This is a genomic window from Nostoc sp. NMS7 (assembly GCF_017115085.1).
Taxonomy (GTDB): domain Bacteria; phylum Cyanobacteriota; class Cyanobacteriia; order Cyanobacteriales; family Nostocaceae; genus Nostoc.
Map to the genome: position 1 here is coordinate 18,521 of NZ_JABXKJ010000251.1, position 16,790 is coordinate 35,310.

The 16,790-nt window shown below is 43.3% G+C and carries 10 protein-coding genes; 3 read left to right on the top strand and 7 right to left on the bottom strand.

Annotated features, from left to right (window positions below; translation table 11 throughout):
• Window positions 1-159: 159 nt before the first annotated feature.
• Together HWQ38_RS35915 and HWQ38_RS35920 are read right to left on the bottom strand one after the other, a co-directional pair.
• On the bottom strand, window positions 160-1,560 hold the full coding sequence (locus HWQ38_RS35915; protein ID WP_292803887.1) for a cytochrome c biogenesis protein: 1,401 nt from the start codon (window positions 1,558-1,560) through the stop codon (window positions 160-162).
• A 30-nt stretch (window positions 1,561-1,590) separates the two neighbouring features.
• The gene (locus HWQ38_RS35920; RefSeq protein WP_292803890.1) at window positions 1,591-2,331 is read right to left on the bottom strand and encodes a cytochrome c biogenesis protein CcdA; all 741 of its coding nucleotides are present in this window, start codon (window positions 2,329-2,331) and stop codon (window positions 1,591-1,593) included.
• Window positions 2,332-2,512: 181 nt separating this feature from the next.
• Between HWQ38_RS35920 and HWQ38_RS35925 the strand changes: the two genes are divergently transcribed.
• Both HWQ38_RS35925 and HWQ38_RS35930 read left to right on the top strand, forming a co-directional pair.
• Window positions 2,513-9,598, top strand: coding sequence for an AAA family ATPase (locus HWQ38_RS35925; protein WP_292803893.1), 7,086 nt, complete (start codon window positions 2,513-2,515; stop codon window positions 9,596-9,598).
• Window positions 9,599-9,752: 154 nt separating this feature from the next.
• Complete coding sequence (locus tag HWQ38_RS35930; protein WP_292803896.1) at window positions 9,753-10,400, top strand: Uma2 family endonuclease; 648 nt, start codon at window positions 9,753-9,755, stop codon at window positions 10,398-10,400.
• 522 nt (window positions 10,401-10,922) lie between these two features.
• On the opposite strand, the gene tkt is transcribed toward HWQ38_RS35930, so the two are convergent.
• The 4 genes from tkt to acpP all read right to left on the bottom strand — a co-directional run bounded on the left by tkt (window position 10,923) and on the right by acpP (window position 15,024).
• Entirely contained in the window at window positions 10,923-12,950 is a 2,028-nt protein-coding gene (tkt, locus tag HWQ38_RS35935; protein ID WP_292803899.1) for a transketolase, read from the bottom strand.
• 169 nt (window positions 12,951-13,119) lie between these two features.
• On the bottom strand, window positions 13,120-13,308 hold the full coding sequence (locus HWQ38_RS35940; protein ID WP_292803902.1) for a hypothetical protein: 189 nt from the start codon (window positions 13,306-13,308) through the stop codon (window positions 13,120-13,122).
• Window positions 13,277-14,527, bottom strand: a complete 1,251-nt coding sequence (gene fabF / locus HWQ38_RS35945) for a beta-ketoacyl-ACP synthase II (RefSeq protein WP_292803905.1) — start codon at window positions 14,525-14,527, stop codon at window positions 13,277-13,279. Before fabF ends, HWQ38_RS35940 begins: the two co-directional genes overlap by 32 nt.
• Window positions 14,528-14,769: 242 nt before the next feature.
• Window positions 14,770-15,024, bottom strand: a complete 255-nt coding sequence (gene acpP, locus HWQ38_RS35950; protein WP_292803908.1) for an acyl carrier protein — start codon at window positions 15,022-15,024, stop codon at window positions 14,770-14,772.
• A gap of 423 nt (window positions 15,025-15,447) precedes the next feature.
• Between acpP and HWQ38_RS35955 the strand changes: the two genes are divergently transcribed.
• Window positions 15,448-16,353 carry a CoB--CoM heterodisulfide reductase iron-sulfur subunit B family protein gene (locus tag HWQ38_RS35955; protein WP_292803911.1) on the top strand — a complete coding sequence of 302 codons (906 nt, stop codon included), beginning with the start codon at window positions 15,448-15,450 and terminating at the stop codon, window positions 16,351-16,353.
• A 205-nt stretch (window positions 16,354-16,558) separates the two neighbouring features.
• Here HWQ38_RS35955 and HWQ38_RS35960 read toward each other — a convergent pair.
• The coding region (locus HWQ38_RS35960) for a hypothetical protein (protein WP_292803914.1) at window positions 16,559-16,790 on the bottom strand (232 nt) is incomplete at its 5' end.

Genomic DNA, 16,790 nt, shown 5'->3' on the forward strand with positions numbered 1-16,790 from the left:
ATACCTCTTGTGATTTACCAATTTGTAGGCGTGTGGGCGTGATTGTAATAAATAACTTTTAAACGCAAAGGGGCGCATTCGCAAAGCGTCTCGCAGAGAAGGGAACCGCAGAGGAACGCAGAGAGATTACTTTGCGTTAACCTTTGCGTTCCTATGGGTTTAAACTTTAATTGCTGTTTCTTTCTCTTCACCTTTTGGCTGTGAACTTAGGCCATCTAAAATCTCTAAAACCTCTTGTTCAAAAGCAACTTGGGCGCGATTTGTTTTGCCACCCACATATAAGCGATCGCCTTTTTGCAATGCCCATATTTGTGAGTGGGAAAAGTAACTCATCACTACACCCAGCATTAGCAAACCAAACCCTGAGTAAACTATTGGTATACCTGGATCGGCTTTAATTTGTAAGCCAGTGCTGCCAATGACTTCGATAATTTTCAGCTTCACGCCATTAACTTCGGTGAACATCCCAGCGCGGACGGTATCAACGAGTTTGCCAGTGGCATCATAAATTAATACCATCCCTTGCAAGTCTTTGGCTAACAGGGAAACACCTTCACTCAAATCCGGTTTTGTGGGAACCCAGGTTCCCCAAATGCGCCCGTTACCGTTGGTGTTCAATTTTGCCATCGGTAACTGAAAAATTGGGCTGTTGTTAAATTGGACGCGAACAGCTGCAATTCCCCAATCAGTTTGATAGAAAGTTACGCCATGATATCGCAAAGGCTCGTTGACAAAAATGTTTTTGTGATCAACTTCTTTTCCCTGATTATTTAAGACAGACAAATCTGAATAAAATTGGTTAATACCTCCAGATGCAGTGTAGTCAATCCAAAAACGATTGACTCGCACAGACCAATCTTTCGGGACTTGGGCTGCTGCTAAGGGTCCAGCATCTACAATATTTGTCACTTTAAATGTATTGCCACTGGCAACCATTTCTTGAGCAAGAAATCCAGTCATTGCCCCCCAAATTCCCCCTAGCAAAATAGCGACGATGCCAATATGAACGATAATTGGCCCGATGCGTCCGACTATTCCCTTGCGGGCGTAGAGGAGATTTTCTTTTTCTTGATCTGGAAAAATTTTATAGCGGCGTTTCTGTAATATTTCAGTGAGAGAATTCAGGGAACCAGTCTCTAGTTCTGCACTCAAAGCTAACTTTTGAAATTGCCGTGGTTCTTCATAATATTTCCAGCGCTGGGCAGCTTTTAAGGCTGGTAACTGACGCGTAAATGAACAAGCAGTTAAGCTAGTACCAAATAAGATAAGTAATGCCAGAAACCACCAAGTACGATATACGTGGTCTAACCCAACTACCTGAATTACCTTCCAAGTTAAGAAACCAAATAAAGCTGGATGTTCTGGGTAGTTAGCTTGGTAAAATGCAGGTGACTGACCTTGTTCAATTACAGTCCCGGTGGAGCTAAAGATTGCAATCAATAGCAGTAGTGCGATCGCTAGTCGTAAGTTAGTCAATACAGGCAAAAGCTCTTGCCGTAAAAACTGCCTAGGTATCGCCCACCATTTTAATTCTTTTGATGCTGAATCTTCTAAAGTCATTAGGTGTAAAATCTAAAAAAGGTGTTGATATTAAAAACTGCCAAGGGGAATCCGAGAAATTAAGGAAAATACACCGAATCCTACCAACAGCGCCCCGCTAACTGGGTTAATCCAACCAGACCAGCGCCGCAATTCGAGTAACTTTTTAATTGAAGCTGTAAAAGTACCCGCCAAAATCAAGGGTGCTACATAACCGGCTGTGTAAGAAAGTAGCAAAACAGCGCCTAAAATTAAGTCTTGTGTATTCGCAATCCAACCTAGTAAGCTGGCTAAAACAGGCGTACTACAAGGGGATGCAACTAAGCCGAAAGTCAGCCCCAGCAAATAAGAACGCAATCCGGCTGGTAAATCTGGCGAAATCCAATTGGTTTCACCCAAGGAGGGAAATTGCAGAGGTAGTGCTTCTAATAAGTTCAGCCCCATGAGAATGGCGATCATACTGACGATAATCGGCAAACCAATTCCTATTTGACCATAGACTTTTCCCACAAAAGCTGCTATAATACCAAGTCCTGCCAATGTAGTTGCTAATCCGAAAGCAAACCAAGTTGATTGGGCAGCTGCTTGCAGACGGCTTTTCGCTTCATAGCCACCGATGTAACCAATGGTAATTGGCAACATAGAAAGCATACAGGGTGTGAGACTGGTGAGCAAGCCAGCTGCAAAAATGATACCAATACTCGCCACGCTCAGGTGTGTCAGTTGGTTAGAAACAAGGCTGTTGGCAAATTGTTCTAGTTGGTAAATTTGGGTTTGCAGGTTATCAAGCATGGAAAGTTTCTGAGCGGCAAATGCTTACTATACTTGAATTGTAGCTTATTTTTTGCTATAGAGTCAGTAGAATTCATTATCTGAACCTGATATCATCTAAATTTAACCTGGGCAAAGAAATGTATCTAAAATACAATTAACCTCACATTATCGCTGAAGAAGCACGCCTGGAGTATTTGGCATGATGATTGCATTACCCGGATTTGAAATTGTCACTTTGTTAAAAGCAGGGGTAAAAGCAGTCATATACCGTGGAATTAAGCTTAAAGATCAGTGTCCGGTAATTATCAAAGGGCTACGTCCAGAACAGTGTACACCGAATAATATTGAACAACTCAAACATGAGTATGCGATCGCTCAAAGGTTGAACACCGCAGCAGCAGTTAAAGCTTACGCCTTAGAGATGCATCAGGGAATCCCTTATTTAATTATGGAGGATTTTGGCGGGCGATCGCTCGACCATTTGGTCGACCAATTTCAACAGCCTGTTCCGTTTCTAAAGATTGCCATTGAAATCACCAGTAAACTCGCACAAATACATACTCATCATATTGTCCACAAGGATATTAAACCGCAAAATATCTTAGTTAACCTCGAAACTAATCAGGTTAAAATTGCCCATTTTGGAATTGCTGCTTTCATTCCATACCAACAGCAAATAGTTAGCAGTTCTAGTCGCATTGAAGGCAGTTTACCTTATTTGTCACCTGAGCAAACCGGGCGGATGAATCGAGGAATTGACCATCGCAGCGATTTGTATTCTCTGGGAGTCACCTTTTATGAGATGCTCACAGGTCAGCTACCATTTCAAGGCAAAGACCCTTTAGAGTGGGTGCATTGTCATATTGCTAAATCTCCGCTATCCCTTACAAAGCTGAACTCTGATATTCCTCAGATGCTCTGTGAGATAATTATGAAATTGCTGTCGAAGGTTGCTGAACATAGGTATCAGAGCGCTTTAGGTTTGCAGTTTGATCTAGAACAGTGTTTAAAGCAATTGCAGACAACCGGAGAAATTCAATCCTTTATTTTGGGTGAACAAGATATCTGCGATCGCTTTCAAATTCCTCAAAAATTGTATGGGCGAGAACAAGATATTGCCAAGCTTCTACAAGCATTTGAGCGAGTTTTGAGCCAAGGAAAACCAGAGATTGTGTTCGTCTCTGGCTATGCTGGAGTTGGGAAATCTTCTATTGTGAAGGAAATTCACAAGCCCATTGTCAGAGAACGTGGGGTTTTTATTTCTGGTAAGTTTGATCAGTACAAAAGAGATATTCCTTATTCAACTATTGTTCAAGCTTTTCAAACACTCGCTCGACAAATTTTAACGCAGCCCGAAAATCAACTTCGTACCTGGAAAAAGCGAATACAAGCAGCATTAGGGAACAATGGCAGACTCATCACCGATGTCATTCCAGAAGTTGAACTAATCGTTGGAGAACAGCCTTCTATCCCAGAGTTGGGGCCTGCTGAATCTCAAAACCGATTTAATTTAGTATTTCAGAAATTTATCAACGTCTTTGCTCAAAAAGAGCATCCACTCACTGTTTTTTTAGATGATATGCAGTGGGCAGACAGCGCTACTTTGAATTTAATTCCAACTGTAATTACTGGCTCTAGTATCAAGTATCTCTGCTTCATTTTGGCGTATCGAGATAACGAAATAGATATTGTACATCCCTTGAATTTGATGATAGAGAAGGTTCGCCAGTATGGAGCAATAACAAGTGAAATTATCCTGACACCGTTGAATCTTGTCTATGTAAATCAGTTAATTGCTGATACCTTACATAGTTCAACAGAACAAGTACAACCCCTTGCTCAATTAATTATCCAAAAAACTGACGGTAATCCTTTTTTTATCAATGAATTTCTAAAAACGCTGCATCAAGAAAATTTACTGAATTTTAATCGCCAACATAGGGTTTGGCAATGGAATCTAGCTGAGATTGAAGCCCAAGGTATTACAGATAATTTTGTCAGTTTGATGATTGGGCGAATGCAAAAATTGCCCCTGGCAACTCAACAGGTGCTTCAATTAGCCTCGTGTATCGGTAATCGCTTTGATTTAGAAGTTTTAGCGATCGTTGGGGAACAATCTATTGAAGAAACGGCCAATGCACTTTTTGAAGCAATTTTAAGAGGATTAATTATCTCTATTGAGTCAGATGAAACTACCCAGAAAAACTATCGTTTTCGTTTTTACCATGATCGAGTTCAACAAGCTGCTTATGCCTTAATTGCCGATGAATCAAAGTCGGCTGTTCACCTGAAGATTGGGCGACTTTTGCTCAATAATGCTAGTTATGAACAAGTGAATGAGCAAATTTTTAATTTAGTCAATCAGCTTAATCTCGCGGTGGATCTGATTATTGAACAAATCGAAAAAGATGAATTGGTACGATTAAATTTAATCGCTGGGAAGAAGTCCAAAGCTTCTACTGCTTACATTCCTGCTAAAATTTTTTTTACCCTTGCCATGAATCTTTTGGCTGAAAATGCCTGGATTGAACAATATGCACAAACATTTACTTTATTTAGAGAACGGGCTGAGTGTGAATTCTTAACAGGAAATTTAGAGCAAGCGGAAGAATTATTTGAGCTACTATTGTTAAAAGCCGAATCTCATGTGGACAAATCTAATATTTATATACTGCAAATCAGACTCTATCAAGTTGCAGGTAGGTATGAAGAGGCGCTGACATTGGGATTAGCAGCTTTAAAACTTTTCGGGGTAACATTCCCTGATTCTAATGAGCAAGTACAAAGTGCGATCGCTATTGAAAAAAGCCAAGTATTAATAAATTTAGGTGATAGACAAGTCTCTGATTTAATTAATGCTCCAGTAATCCCAGATCCAAATATTAAGACACTAATTAGTCTGTTGACGACTTTGGGACCACCTAGTTATCTCGGTAAACCTGATATCTTTCCCTTAGTTGTGCTCAAAGCAGTTAACTACTCATTGAAGTTTGGGAATACAGAAGATTCCTGTTTTGCTTACAGTATGTACGCGATGTTATTGGTTTCCATCTTCGGTGATATTCCTACAGGCTACGCATTTTCTGAGATGACGATTCAATTAAATGAAAAGTTGCATGACTTGAAACTTAGAGGAGTTGTTCTACACATTCATGGAAGTCATATCAACGTTTGGTGTAACCATATTGCTACTGATATTCCTTTTTTAGAGCGGGGATTTATCGGCTGTGTGGAAGCAGGCGATGTGACGATGGCAAACTACAACGGCTATCAAGGCTCCTGGCAAATTATCCAGTTAGGCTCTCCACTTGCTGATACATACAAATCTCTAGAAAAATACACCACCTTTGCCCGCCAGTCTAAACATGAGGCTGTCTATGAGACAATCAGATTACAGCAAATGCTACTGATGAATCTGCGCGGACTCACTCACCAAAACCTGACTCTAAATGATGATAATTTTGATGAATCACGCGCACTATCTGTGATTACAGATGCAGGTTTTGTCAGTGGAATTATTTTTTATCACATTATTAAATTAATTATCTTTTTTACATATCGACAGTATGCAGAGGCATTGAATTCTGTCTTAGAATTATCCAAACTTCCAGTTACAACACTGGCATTACCAATTGAAACAGATTATATTTTATATTACTCCCTGACTTTAACGGCTCTTTATCCAACAGTATCTGATCAAGAGCAAGAACAGTTTTTGCAAACCCTAGAATCCCATCAGCAGCAATTGCAATACTGGGCTAACCACTGCGCTGCAAACTTCTTACATAAGTCTCAATTAGTAGCTGCTGAAATAGCTCGGATTCAAGGTAGGGATTTGGAAGCAATGCGTCTGTATGAGCAATCCATTGCTTCAGCCCGTGAGCAGGGATTTGTGCAATATGAAGCTTTAGCTAATGAACTAGGCGCTAAATTTTACCTAAAGCAGGAGTTTGAATTAATTGCTAAAACCTACTTGCAAGCAGCGAAAAATGCCTATATGCGCTGGGAGGCATTTGCTAAAGTCAACCACCTCGAAGAATGCTATCCTCAGCTATTGCCACAACAACAGCATATCTCTAACGGAACCTTTATTACTACAGGTGAGGATTTAGACTTTTTGTCAGTAGTTAAAGCTTCTCAAACTATATCTAGTGAAATTGTTTTTTCAAGGTTATTGAAAACATTAATGCAGATAGTTATTGAGCAAGCAGGAGCAGAAATCGGTTATTTATTGCTTGAACACGAGCAAAATCTGGTGATCGAGGTAGAAGCTAAGGTTAATCCCCAAGCAGAAAAGCTGAATGTTTATCGACCTAGATTAAAGGGTGAAATTTCAGAAGTTATTCCTCAATCAATGCTGAATTATGTGCAGCGAACTCAAGAAACAGTGATTTTGGAGAATGCCACTGAGCAAAATCTGTTTTCAAAAGACGAGTATTTAATTCAAAAACAACCTAAATCTGTACTTTGTTTGCCGATCACTCGTCAGTCGAAATTACTTGGAATTTTATATTTAGAAAACAATCTGATCTCCAGCGCCTTTACACAGGAAAAACTTTCGGTACTGGAAATCTTGACAGTTCAAATTGCCATTTCTCTAGAAAATGCTCGTCTTTATCAAGGTCTAGAAAACAGCCAAGCACAACTCAACTTGGCGTTGAAATCTGCTCAAATCGGTGTTTGGAGTTGGGATATTCCCAATGATCAGTTTTACTGGGATGAGCAGACTTATCAACTATTTGGATTAACACCTCAAACATTTGTCGGCACTTCCGAAGCGCTTTTAAATCGTCTGCATCCTGATGATCGAGGATTTTTGGCTAAATCGTTGAGTCGAGCAATTAACGAAGGTGTGGAGCATAATTTAGAATATCAAATTATTCGAGATGACGGCACTATCCGTTACTTATCCTGCCGGGGAAAAGCCTTTTTCAACGAAGCAGGGAAAGCCACACACATGAGTGGTGTTGTGCTAGATATCACCGCTCGCAAACAATCTGAAGCCGAACGTATCCAACTGATTCAAGAGCAAACCGCCCGACAGGAAGCAGAAGCCGATCAGCAACGAGCAGAGTTTTTGGTTAAAATCAGTGCAACACTCGCCTCTTCCCTAGATTACGAAAGCACGCTTGCAAGTGTGGCAAACCTAGTTGTGCCTTACTTCGCCGATTGGTGCGGCGTTGATCTCCTGCAAGACAACCAATCAATTAATCGGGTAGCAGTTGCTCACCGAGATCCAGAGAAAGTGAAATTCGGTTGGGAACTCTATGCGCGTTATCCTAGAGATTTGGATGCACCTGAAGGTGTTCCGAAAGTGCTGCGTACAGGACTTGCTGAAATGGTAGCTGAGATTTCAGATGCAGCCCTAGCAGCAGCGATCGCAGATCCCGAACATTTGCGGATTCTGCGTGAACTTGGTTTAAAATCATGTATGATCCTACCCTTGAAGGCACGGGAAAGAATTTTTGGGGTAATTTCCTTTGTGACTGCTGAATCAGAACGTCGTTACAGCACGGCTGACTTGTCACTAGCAGAAGATATTGCCCATCGAGCGGCGATCGCCATCGATAATGCCCGTCTTTATCAAGAAGCGCAGCAGGCACAAAAAACGGCAGAAATAGCTCTAGAGCGCATTGCCCGTCTGCAATCGATCACGGCTGCTCTTTCAGAATCCCTAACACCAGCCCAAGTATCTGAAGTTATTGTAGAGCAAAGCATGGCTGCCTTGGGAGCCAGTTCTGCCCTCGTCGCTTTGTTGAATGAAAGTAAAACTGAACTGGAAATTGTGCGTGCGGTTGGCTATAAGCAGGATTTGATAGACACTTGGCGTAATTTTCCCATTGATTCACCCTCTCCCTTAGCAGAAGCTGTGCGGACTGGGAAACCTATTTGGGCAGAACCAATACAAAATCGGGTGGCTCGTTACCCGCATTTAACCCAAATGTACGCCCAATATGACTTTGAAGCCTGGATTACTATTCCATTGATGGTAGAAGGTTGGGCAGTTGGCGGTATAAGTTTGGGATTTGCCCACTTTCAAGAACTTAGTGGAGAAGATCAAGCGTTTATCTTGGCTGTTGCTCAACAGTGCGCCCAAGCGATCGCTCGCGCCCATCTCTATGAAGCGGAACGAACGGCACGAAACGCGGCGGAATCAGCAAACCGGATCAAAGATGAATTTCTAGCCGTGCTGTCCCATGAACTGAGAACACCGCTTAACCCGATTCTGGGTTGGGCCAAACTGATGCGAAGCCGCAAACTTGACAAAGCAACAAGCGATCGCGCCCTAGAAACCATTGAACGTAACGCCAAGTTACAAATCCAATTGATTGAAGATTTGCTTGATGTCTCCCGCATCCTTCAGGGTAAACTTAACCTTAACTTCGAGCAGATTAATTTGGTATCAGTGATTGAAGCTGCGATCGAGACAGTGCGTTTATCAGCACAGGCCAAGTCTATCCAGATTCAGACAATTCTTAAATCTGGTGTCGGGCAAGTTTTAGGCGATGCTAATCGATTGCAACAAGTCATTTGGAATATCCTTTCTAATGCAATTAAGTTTACTCCCACCGGGGGAGAGGTAAAAATTAAATTAGAGCAAGTTGATTCACAGGTACAAATCTGCGTCACTGACACAGGGAAGGGAATTGTACCTGAGTTCTTACCTTATGTCTTTGATTATTTCCGTCAAGCAGATGGTGCCACAACTCGAAAATTTGGCGGTTTAGGTTTAGGATTAGCGATCGTGCAGCATCTTGTAGAACTTCACGGGGGAACTGTTCAAGCAGAAAGCTTGGGCGAAGGTAAAGGAGCAACTTTCACTGTCAAACTTCCATGTTTAGAGGATGAAAGCAAAGGAATCAAGGATGAAAAAGATAACTCCTCACTTGTGGCGACTCAGTTCTTGCCCTTGTCTAACTTAGAGATTCTCGTAGTCGATGATGATGCAGATATGCGAGAGTTTTTGCCCTTCATGCTAGAGCAATATGGTGCAACTGTTACCGTTGCAGCCTCAGCCATTGCAGCTTTAACTGCCCTGAGTCAATCCCAGCCAAATCTGATCATTAGCGATATTGGGATGCCAGAAATGGATGGTTATATGCTGATGCGCCAGGTGAGGAGTTTGCAACCAGAACAAGGCGGGACAATTCCGGCGATCGCTTTAACTGCCTATGCTGGCGAGATCGATCATCAGCAAGCGATCGCTGCCGGATTTCAACTGCATATTTCCAAGCCTGTAGATCCAGAAGAATTAATCAAGGCGATCGTCTTATTAGACTTATAACCAGGATCAAAGGTGGATTCATCCAGTTCAAAGACTCATTAACTGAGTTCAAAAGATGAACAAGTCTCAGAATTGCAATACGCTTAGAATAAGTCTTTTTTCTCCCGCCTACCTCCTTCACACTCATATCAGTTTTGCTTTCAGGAATAAAGCCATGATTCAAGCCTTACGCAAACTAGTTACATTCGATGAATTTGTTGCTCAATACCCAGACAACCCACAACGGCGTTATGAACTACATGATGGAGTAATTGTTGAGATGGCACAACCAGTAGGTGATCATGAAGAGGTCGTTGGATTTTTAGCTACAAAAATCACTTTAGAATATAGTCGCTTAAATCTTCCTTATTTCATCCCAAAAACAGTTTTCGTCAAACCACTTGAAAACGAATCAGCTTATTCACCAGATGTCCTGATACTAAATCAACCTAATTTAGTCAACGAACCTCTATGGAAAAAAGCATCTACTGTAAGCCTAGCTGCATCTATTTCTTTAGTTGTAGAGGTAGTGAGTACTAATTGGCGTGATGATTACCACAAAAAATATGCTGACTATGTTGGGCGAAGCCCTTCCCGAAGGGTACAAATGGGAATTCCTGAATACTGGATTGTGGACTATGCCGCATTGGGCGGTAGGGAATTCATTGGCAAGCCAAAACAACCGACTATCTTAATTTGCTGTTTAGAAGAAGGTGAGTATCTAATTAATAAATTTCGAGGTAATGACCGTATCCAATCGCCAACTTTCCCAGAATTAAATTTAACCGCAGAACAAATTTTTCGCGCTGGTGTGGTCAGCTAAATTCATGGTGTCTATTAAAATTACATTAGAATTCAGAATTAAAGACAGGACTTACGCAAACAATAGCCGAAAAGAATGATTTTTAGATAGGGAAAATTCATGTAGCTTTAGCTTCCCGCAGGGTATTGCCCCAGAGTGCGTGTAGTTTTGCATAATACCAATTCTTTCTGAGGCTGCGCCAAATTAGGACTACGCATTGACAAGAAATACCAAATATGAATCAAGGTTAAAAACCATATCTTTCGTAAGGGCACAGCAATGCTGTGCCCCTACAGCATGATCTATTTACGTAGTTTACCGCCGTAGGCATCGCAGGATAATTAAGGAAAGCCTAAAACAACCAGATGGAAAATTTTCGGGAGAGAGTTGATACAGCTATTGGTTTAACGTCCTAACCTATACTTCGATTGCGATAATGTGCCATGTAGCTTCTACTCTATCAAGTTTACCGCACTCAGTGCTGAGTAAAAAAGGTTGGGCATCTTGCCCAACCCACAAAATTTCGAGAATATTCTGTTGCTATTAACCCAACAATTTTTTAGCCTTAGCTAATACATTATCAACGCTAAAGCCAAACTTCTCTAAACAAACACCGCCTGGAGCCGAAGCACCAAAGCGATCGATACTAACGCAATCGCCTTCAGTACCCACGTACTTGTGCCAACCGAAACTGCTAGCAGCTTCTACAGATAAACGCTTGGTGACAGCTTTCGGCAGAACAGATTCTTTATAAGCTGCATCCTGTGCATCAAACAAATCAGTTGAGGGCATAGAGACAACACGGACTTTATTACCTTCAGCCGTGAGTTTTTCGGCTGCGCTGACGGCGAGGCTCAATTCTGAACCAGTGCCAATCAAAATGATCTCAGGTGTACCTTCGCTATCCACCACGGTGTATCCACCCTTGGCCACACCCTGAATCGATGTACCTGCCAAATTGGGGACGTTTTGACGGGTGAACGCCAACAGAGAGGGGGCGTTTTGCTTCGCCTTCTCGATCGCTATTTTATAAGCGCCAGAGGTTTCGTTACCGTCTGCGGGACGAAACACCGTTAAATTAGGAATCGCTCGCAAGGAAGCGAGAGTTTCAATGGGTTGGTGCGTCGGTCCATCTTCACCTTGTCCAATGGAATCGTGAGTCATCACCCAAATTACGCCAGCTTGGGAAAGGGCGGATAAGCGGATGGCAGCACGCATATAATCTGTGAAGATCAAAAAAGTAGCACCGTAGGGAATTAATCCCGAACTGTGCAGCGCGATTCCATTACAGATTGCGCCCATACCATGTTCCCGTACCCCAAAGTGGATGTTGGGGTTTTCGTAATGCCCTTTTTGGAAGTCGCCCTGTCCCTTGATTTCGGTCAGGTTGGAGTGAGTTAAGTCAGCTGAACCACCAATCAATTCAGGTAAAACCCCCGCCAGTTTGTTGAGGCAATTTTCTGAGTGTTTGCGGGTGGGTATTCCTTTATCTTCTGGGGTGTAGGTGGGTAGTACCTTATCCCAGCCATCGGCTAGTTTGCCGCTTATGTAGCGTTCAAATTCAGCCGCTTCTTGGGCATACTTAGCTTTGTAGTCCGCAAAGGTCTTGTTCCATTCGGTTTCGTAACCTGCGCCGCGCTCAACTGCTTTGCGTGTGTGGTTGAGAGCCTCTTCGGGTACTACGAAAGGCTCGTATTCCCAACCCAAATTTTTCCGAGTTAATGCTATTTCGTCTCCACCAAGGGCAGCACCATGAACACCAGCAGTATTTGCTTTGTTGGGTGAACCGTAACCAATGGTGGTTGTTACCTTAATGAAAGAAGGCTTATCAGTAACAGCTTTGGCTGCTTCAATTGCTTTGGCGATCGCTTCTAAATCGGTGTTGCCATCTTTGACGTGTTGGACGTGCCAACCATAAGCTTCAAAGCGCTTGGAAACATCTTCGGTGAATGCCACATCTGTGGAACCGTCGATGGAAATATGATTGTCGTCGTACAGAGCAATGAGTTTGCCTAATCCCAAGTGTCCTGCGAAAGAAGCAGCTTCACCAGAAATTCCTTCCATGTTGCAACCGTCACCCACAATTACGTAGGTGTAATGGTCAACAATTTTGGTATCGGGTTTGTTAAATTTTGCGCCCAGGTGTGCTTCAGCGATCGCTAAACCGACTGCATTGGCAATTCCTTGACCGAGTGGCCCAGTGGTGACTTCCACGCCTGGGGTCATGAAGTTTTCCGGGTGTCCAGGAGTTTTGGACTCCCATTGACGGAATTGCTTGATATCTTCAATGCTTACGCTGTCGTAGCCTGTCAGAAAAAGCAGGGCGTACTGCAACATCGAGCCATGACCGGCAGACAAGACAAAGCGATCGCGGTTAAACCATTTGGGATTCTTGGGGTTAAACTTCAAAAAGCGATCCCAAAGTACAAAAGCCATCGGAGCCGCGCCCATCGGTAGTCCTGGGTGTCCCGAATTGGCCTTTTCTACGGCATCAACAGCCAAGAAGCGGATCGAGTTAATACAAAGTTCTTCGAGGGAAACTTCTTTGGGGGATTGGGTTGCAACAGTCATAATCTCTTGTTTTTAACGACGGGTTAGCACTCTTCGTAGCTTCTCTTGCTGGGGTTATTTTAGATTCCCCACATATCCTTATCATCCCATTCCCGCTTATGGATGGACAAGCGGGATCTCCTGAGTTTCTGGTGATAAATCAAGCTGATAATTGGGTCATGTTGAACGCTTAAGTTATATGGGAATGATATTTCTGATACTTTGGGCATTGGGCATTGGGCATTGGGCATTGGGCATTGGGCATTGGGCATTGGGCATTCCCCTTATCTCCCTTGTCTCCCTTGTCTCCCTCATCCCCCTCATCTCCCTCTGGCTCCTGACTTTTTTTAGACGTATTTCTTAAAGGCCAGTGTGACATTATGACCGCCAAATCCAAAAGAATTGGATATTGCCACCTCGACTTTTTGAGCGCGGCTAAAGTTAGGCACGTAATCTAAGTCACACTCTGGATCAGGATTTTCCAGATTGATTGTCGGGGGAATTTGGTCATTAGCGATCGCCAGTACTGTTGCCACTGCTTCAATCCCTCCAGAACCGCCCAATAGATGACCTGTCATCGATTTGGTGGAGCTAATTGCCACCTGATAAGCATATTCTCCCAAGGCTTTTTTGATGGCTGAAGTTTCAGTTGAATCATTAGCTGGGGTACTGGTACCGTGGGCATTAATATAGCTAATCTGTTCGGGAGTTATACTGGCATCTTTGAGCGCTAGTTCGATCGCTCTAGCGGCTCCGAATCCACCAGGTACGGGGGAGGTGATATGGTAGGCATCACAGGTCATACCATAGCCGATCATTTCCGCATAAATGTGAGCGCCGCGACTGATGGCGTGTTGCAGTTCTTCTAGAATTAAAATTCCTGAACCTTCACCCAAGACAAATCCGTTGCGATCGCGGTCGAAGGGACGGCAAGCTGTAGTTGGGTGATCATTGCTAAAAGAGAGTGCCTTACAAGCGGCGAACCCAGCTACCGACAATGGTGTGACAGCCGATTCCGTTCCCCCGCAAATCATCGCCTGGGCATATCCCCCTTGAATTAAGCGAAAAGCATCTCCGATGGCGTTGGAGCCAGCAGCGCAGGCAGTTACAGGACAGGAGTTTGGGCCTTTAGCACCCGTATGAATTGCCGTTAATCCTGCGGCCATATTGGCGATCATCATCGGGATCATGAATGGACTACAGCGATCGGGGCCACGGTTCAGGTAGATAGTTTGCTGGTCTTCTAATACCTTAATGCCACCAACGCCAGAACCGATCATCACACCTACCTGTTCTGCATTCAGGTCATTGATCACTAACTCCGCGTTAGATAGAGCCTGTTTTGCTGCCGCAACCCCAAATTGGGCAAATCGATCCATCCGCTTGGCCTCTTTGCGCTCCAAGTAATCATGTGGATCGAAGTTTTTCACTTCCCCAGCAAAGCGGCAATCATGGCGAGACGCATCAAAAAGGGTGATGTCGTCTATGCCATTGCGTCCACTCAATAATCCATCCCAATATTCTGTTGCTGTATTACCTATAGGTGTAATCGCGCCAACACCAGTTACAACAACGCGTTTACGTGTATAATCTGTCATGATTCAGTTAAAAATGGCGAAAAAGCAGCAGGCAAAAAATTCGAGACTAGCGACTAGGTACTGGTGAGCCAGCGCGGTAGGAGCGTCACCCGAAGCGTCTTAAAGATTTCCTTTATGAGCGACTGCCATCGGATTTCCGACTTAGAGCGACTGGCGTTAGTGTCAGCCTTAGCGACGTTCCTAACGTTACCCTTCGGGTGACTAAGTGCTGGAGAAAAATCTTCCCAATCCCCAATCAAGAGTTAAGCTGATGCGGTAACTTTGTTATTGATGTAATCTACTGCGTCTTGAACCGATATAATCTGCTCGGCAGCTTCGTCGGGAATTTCGATATCAAATTCTTCTTCCAAAGCCATCACCAGTTCAACGGTATCCAAGGAATCTGCTCCTAGATCGTCCATAAACTTGGACTGGGGTGTGATTTTGGCAGGATCGTCAACACTCAATTGTTCGGTGACGATTTTCTTGACCTTTTCAAAAAGTTCGGCTTGGCTCATAAATAATAAAAGTCCTTAACCAGTTGCGAGAATCTGCTCTTTAGAGGAGACATTGTTTTGAGCATATACATCTTATCGTCAAGCGCGATCGCCCGCATACTGCTAAGGGTTTTTCTGTGAGAAAACCACTCCCATTCCTAAAATGAATCAGGTAAGTTTTCTCTTAACACTTGGGCAGTGGAGCGTGCTACGCCATCGCCGATCCCGTGTAAATGCTTCAGGTTTCCAATTATTGCTAAAATTTTTTACAATGTCTAGATCAGTATTTACAGCCTTGCTAGCAATCAGAATATGTAGATGCTGTGGCTTTGAACCTAGACGATTAAAGGATCGCCCAACGTCAAACATTAGAACTTCGGTGCTAACAAGGGATGATAAAACAGTTATTGTTTAGAGCGATCGCTCTAACCCAAACATATTACTATGCTACCTCACACGCTGAAATACGCTTACTTCCCCGGTTGTGTTGCTCAAGGCGCTTGTCGGGAACTTTACCAGTCAACTCAAGCGCTTACCCAAGCATTGGGCATTGAATTGGTTGAACTTAAAAAAGCTGCTTGCTGTGGTTCTGGCACATTTAAAGAAGATTCCCAACTGCTAGAAGATACAGTCAACGCCAGAAATATTGCCCTAGCAGAAGAATTAAATCTGCCCTTACTTACCCATTGCAGCACTTGTCAAGGTGTTATTGGTCACGTCAACGAACACTTGAAAGAATGTCAGACAACTAACCCTGCCTACATTGAACAGGTTAATGGCTTGCTGCATAAAGAAGGCTGTTCGCCTTATCGCGGCAGTACTGAGGTTAAACATCTTCTCTACGCCTTGGTAACAGATTACGGTTTAGAGGAAATTACCAAACGTGTCACCCGGAAGTTGACTGGATTAAAATGTGCGGCTTTTTATGGCTGTTATCTCCTCCGCGCTCAAAAATCTATGCCTTATGATGACCCTTTCCAACCGGAAGCGATGGAAAATATGTTTCGGGCGGTGGGTGCAACACCAATTTATTACCGAGGACGGACACAATGTTGTGGTTGGCCGCTTTCTAGTTATGCCACTACCGAATCTTTCAAGATGGCGGGGATGCATATTCAGGACGCTTTGGCATCTGGTGCTGACTGTATAGTTACGCCTTGTCCTTTGTGCCACTTAAATTTAGATTCGCGTCAGCCAGAGGTAGAAAAGGTGATTGAACAGAAGCTAGGTTTACCAGTGTTGCATTTACCCCAGTTGATTGCTTTAGCACTTGGGGTTAGTCCCAAAGAACTGGGTTTAGAACGTCACATTGTTTCCACAAAGCCAGTGCTGGATAAATTAGGATTTTAGTTTATGGAGTACAAGGTAGAGGCACAACAATATTTATGCGTGTCAAATTAAGCTAAAACACGCAATTTCCCATAGTTTTAGATCCCCCAACCCCCGCAAATTGGGGGCAAAAGATTCTAGTTCCCCCTTTTTTAAGGGGGGTTAGGGGGGATTGAAAATCTAGGCAGTACATCGAAAAACCTCAAATGATTATCAAACAAGGCTTTCACCTTAAGTTGACACCAACGAAGAATGTTGTGCCTCTACGAATTGTGTGTACTATAGGAAATTCTCCAAGTTTCGAGTTCTGAGCTTGAAGTTCGGAGTTCTGAGTTTGAAGTTCGGAGTTCTGAGCTTGAAGTTCGGAGTTCTGAGCTTGAAGTTCGGAGTTCTGAGCTTGAAGTTCCGAGTTCTGAAGCTGAAGTTTCGAGTTCTGAGCTTGAAGTTCCGAGTTCTGA

Coding starts and splice junctions, on each gene's coding strand:
- HWQ38_RS35915 (WP_292803887.1), bottom strand. CDS start 1,560: ATGACTTTAGAAGATTCAGCATCAAAAGAATTAAAATGGTGGGCGATA.
- HWQ38_RS35920 (WP_292803890.1), bottom strand. CDS start 2,331: ATGCTTGATAACCTGCAAACCCAAATTTACCAACTAGAACAATTTGCC.
- HWQ38_RS35925 (WP_292803893.1), top strand. CDS start 2,513: ATGATGATTGCATTACCCGGATTTGAAATTGTCACTTTGTTAAAAGCA.
- HWQ38_RS35930 (WP_292803896.1), top strand. CDS start 9,753: ATGATTCAAGCCTTACGCAAACTAGTTACATTCGATGAATTTGTTGCT.
- tkt (WP_292803899.1), bottom strand. CDS start 12,950: ATGACTGTTGCAACCCAATCCCCCAAAGAAGTTTCCCTCGAAGAACTT.
- HWQ38_RS35940 (WP_292803902.1), bottom strand. CDS start 13,308: ATGTCACACTGGCCTTTAAGAAATACGTCTAAAAAAAGTCAGGAGCCA.
- fabF (WP_292803905.1), bottom strand. CDS start 14,527: ATGACAGATTATACACGTAAACGCGTTGTTGTAACTGGTGTTGGCGCG.
- acpP (WP_292803908.1), bottom strand. CDS start 15,024: ATGAGCCAAGCCGAACTTTTTGAAAAGGTCAAGAAAATCGTCACCGAA.
- HWQ38_RS35955 (WP_292803911.1), top strand. CDS start 15,448: ATGCTACCTCACACGCTGAAATACGCTTACTTCCCCGGTTGTGTTGCT.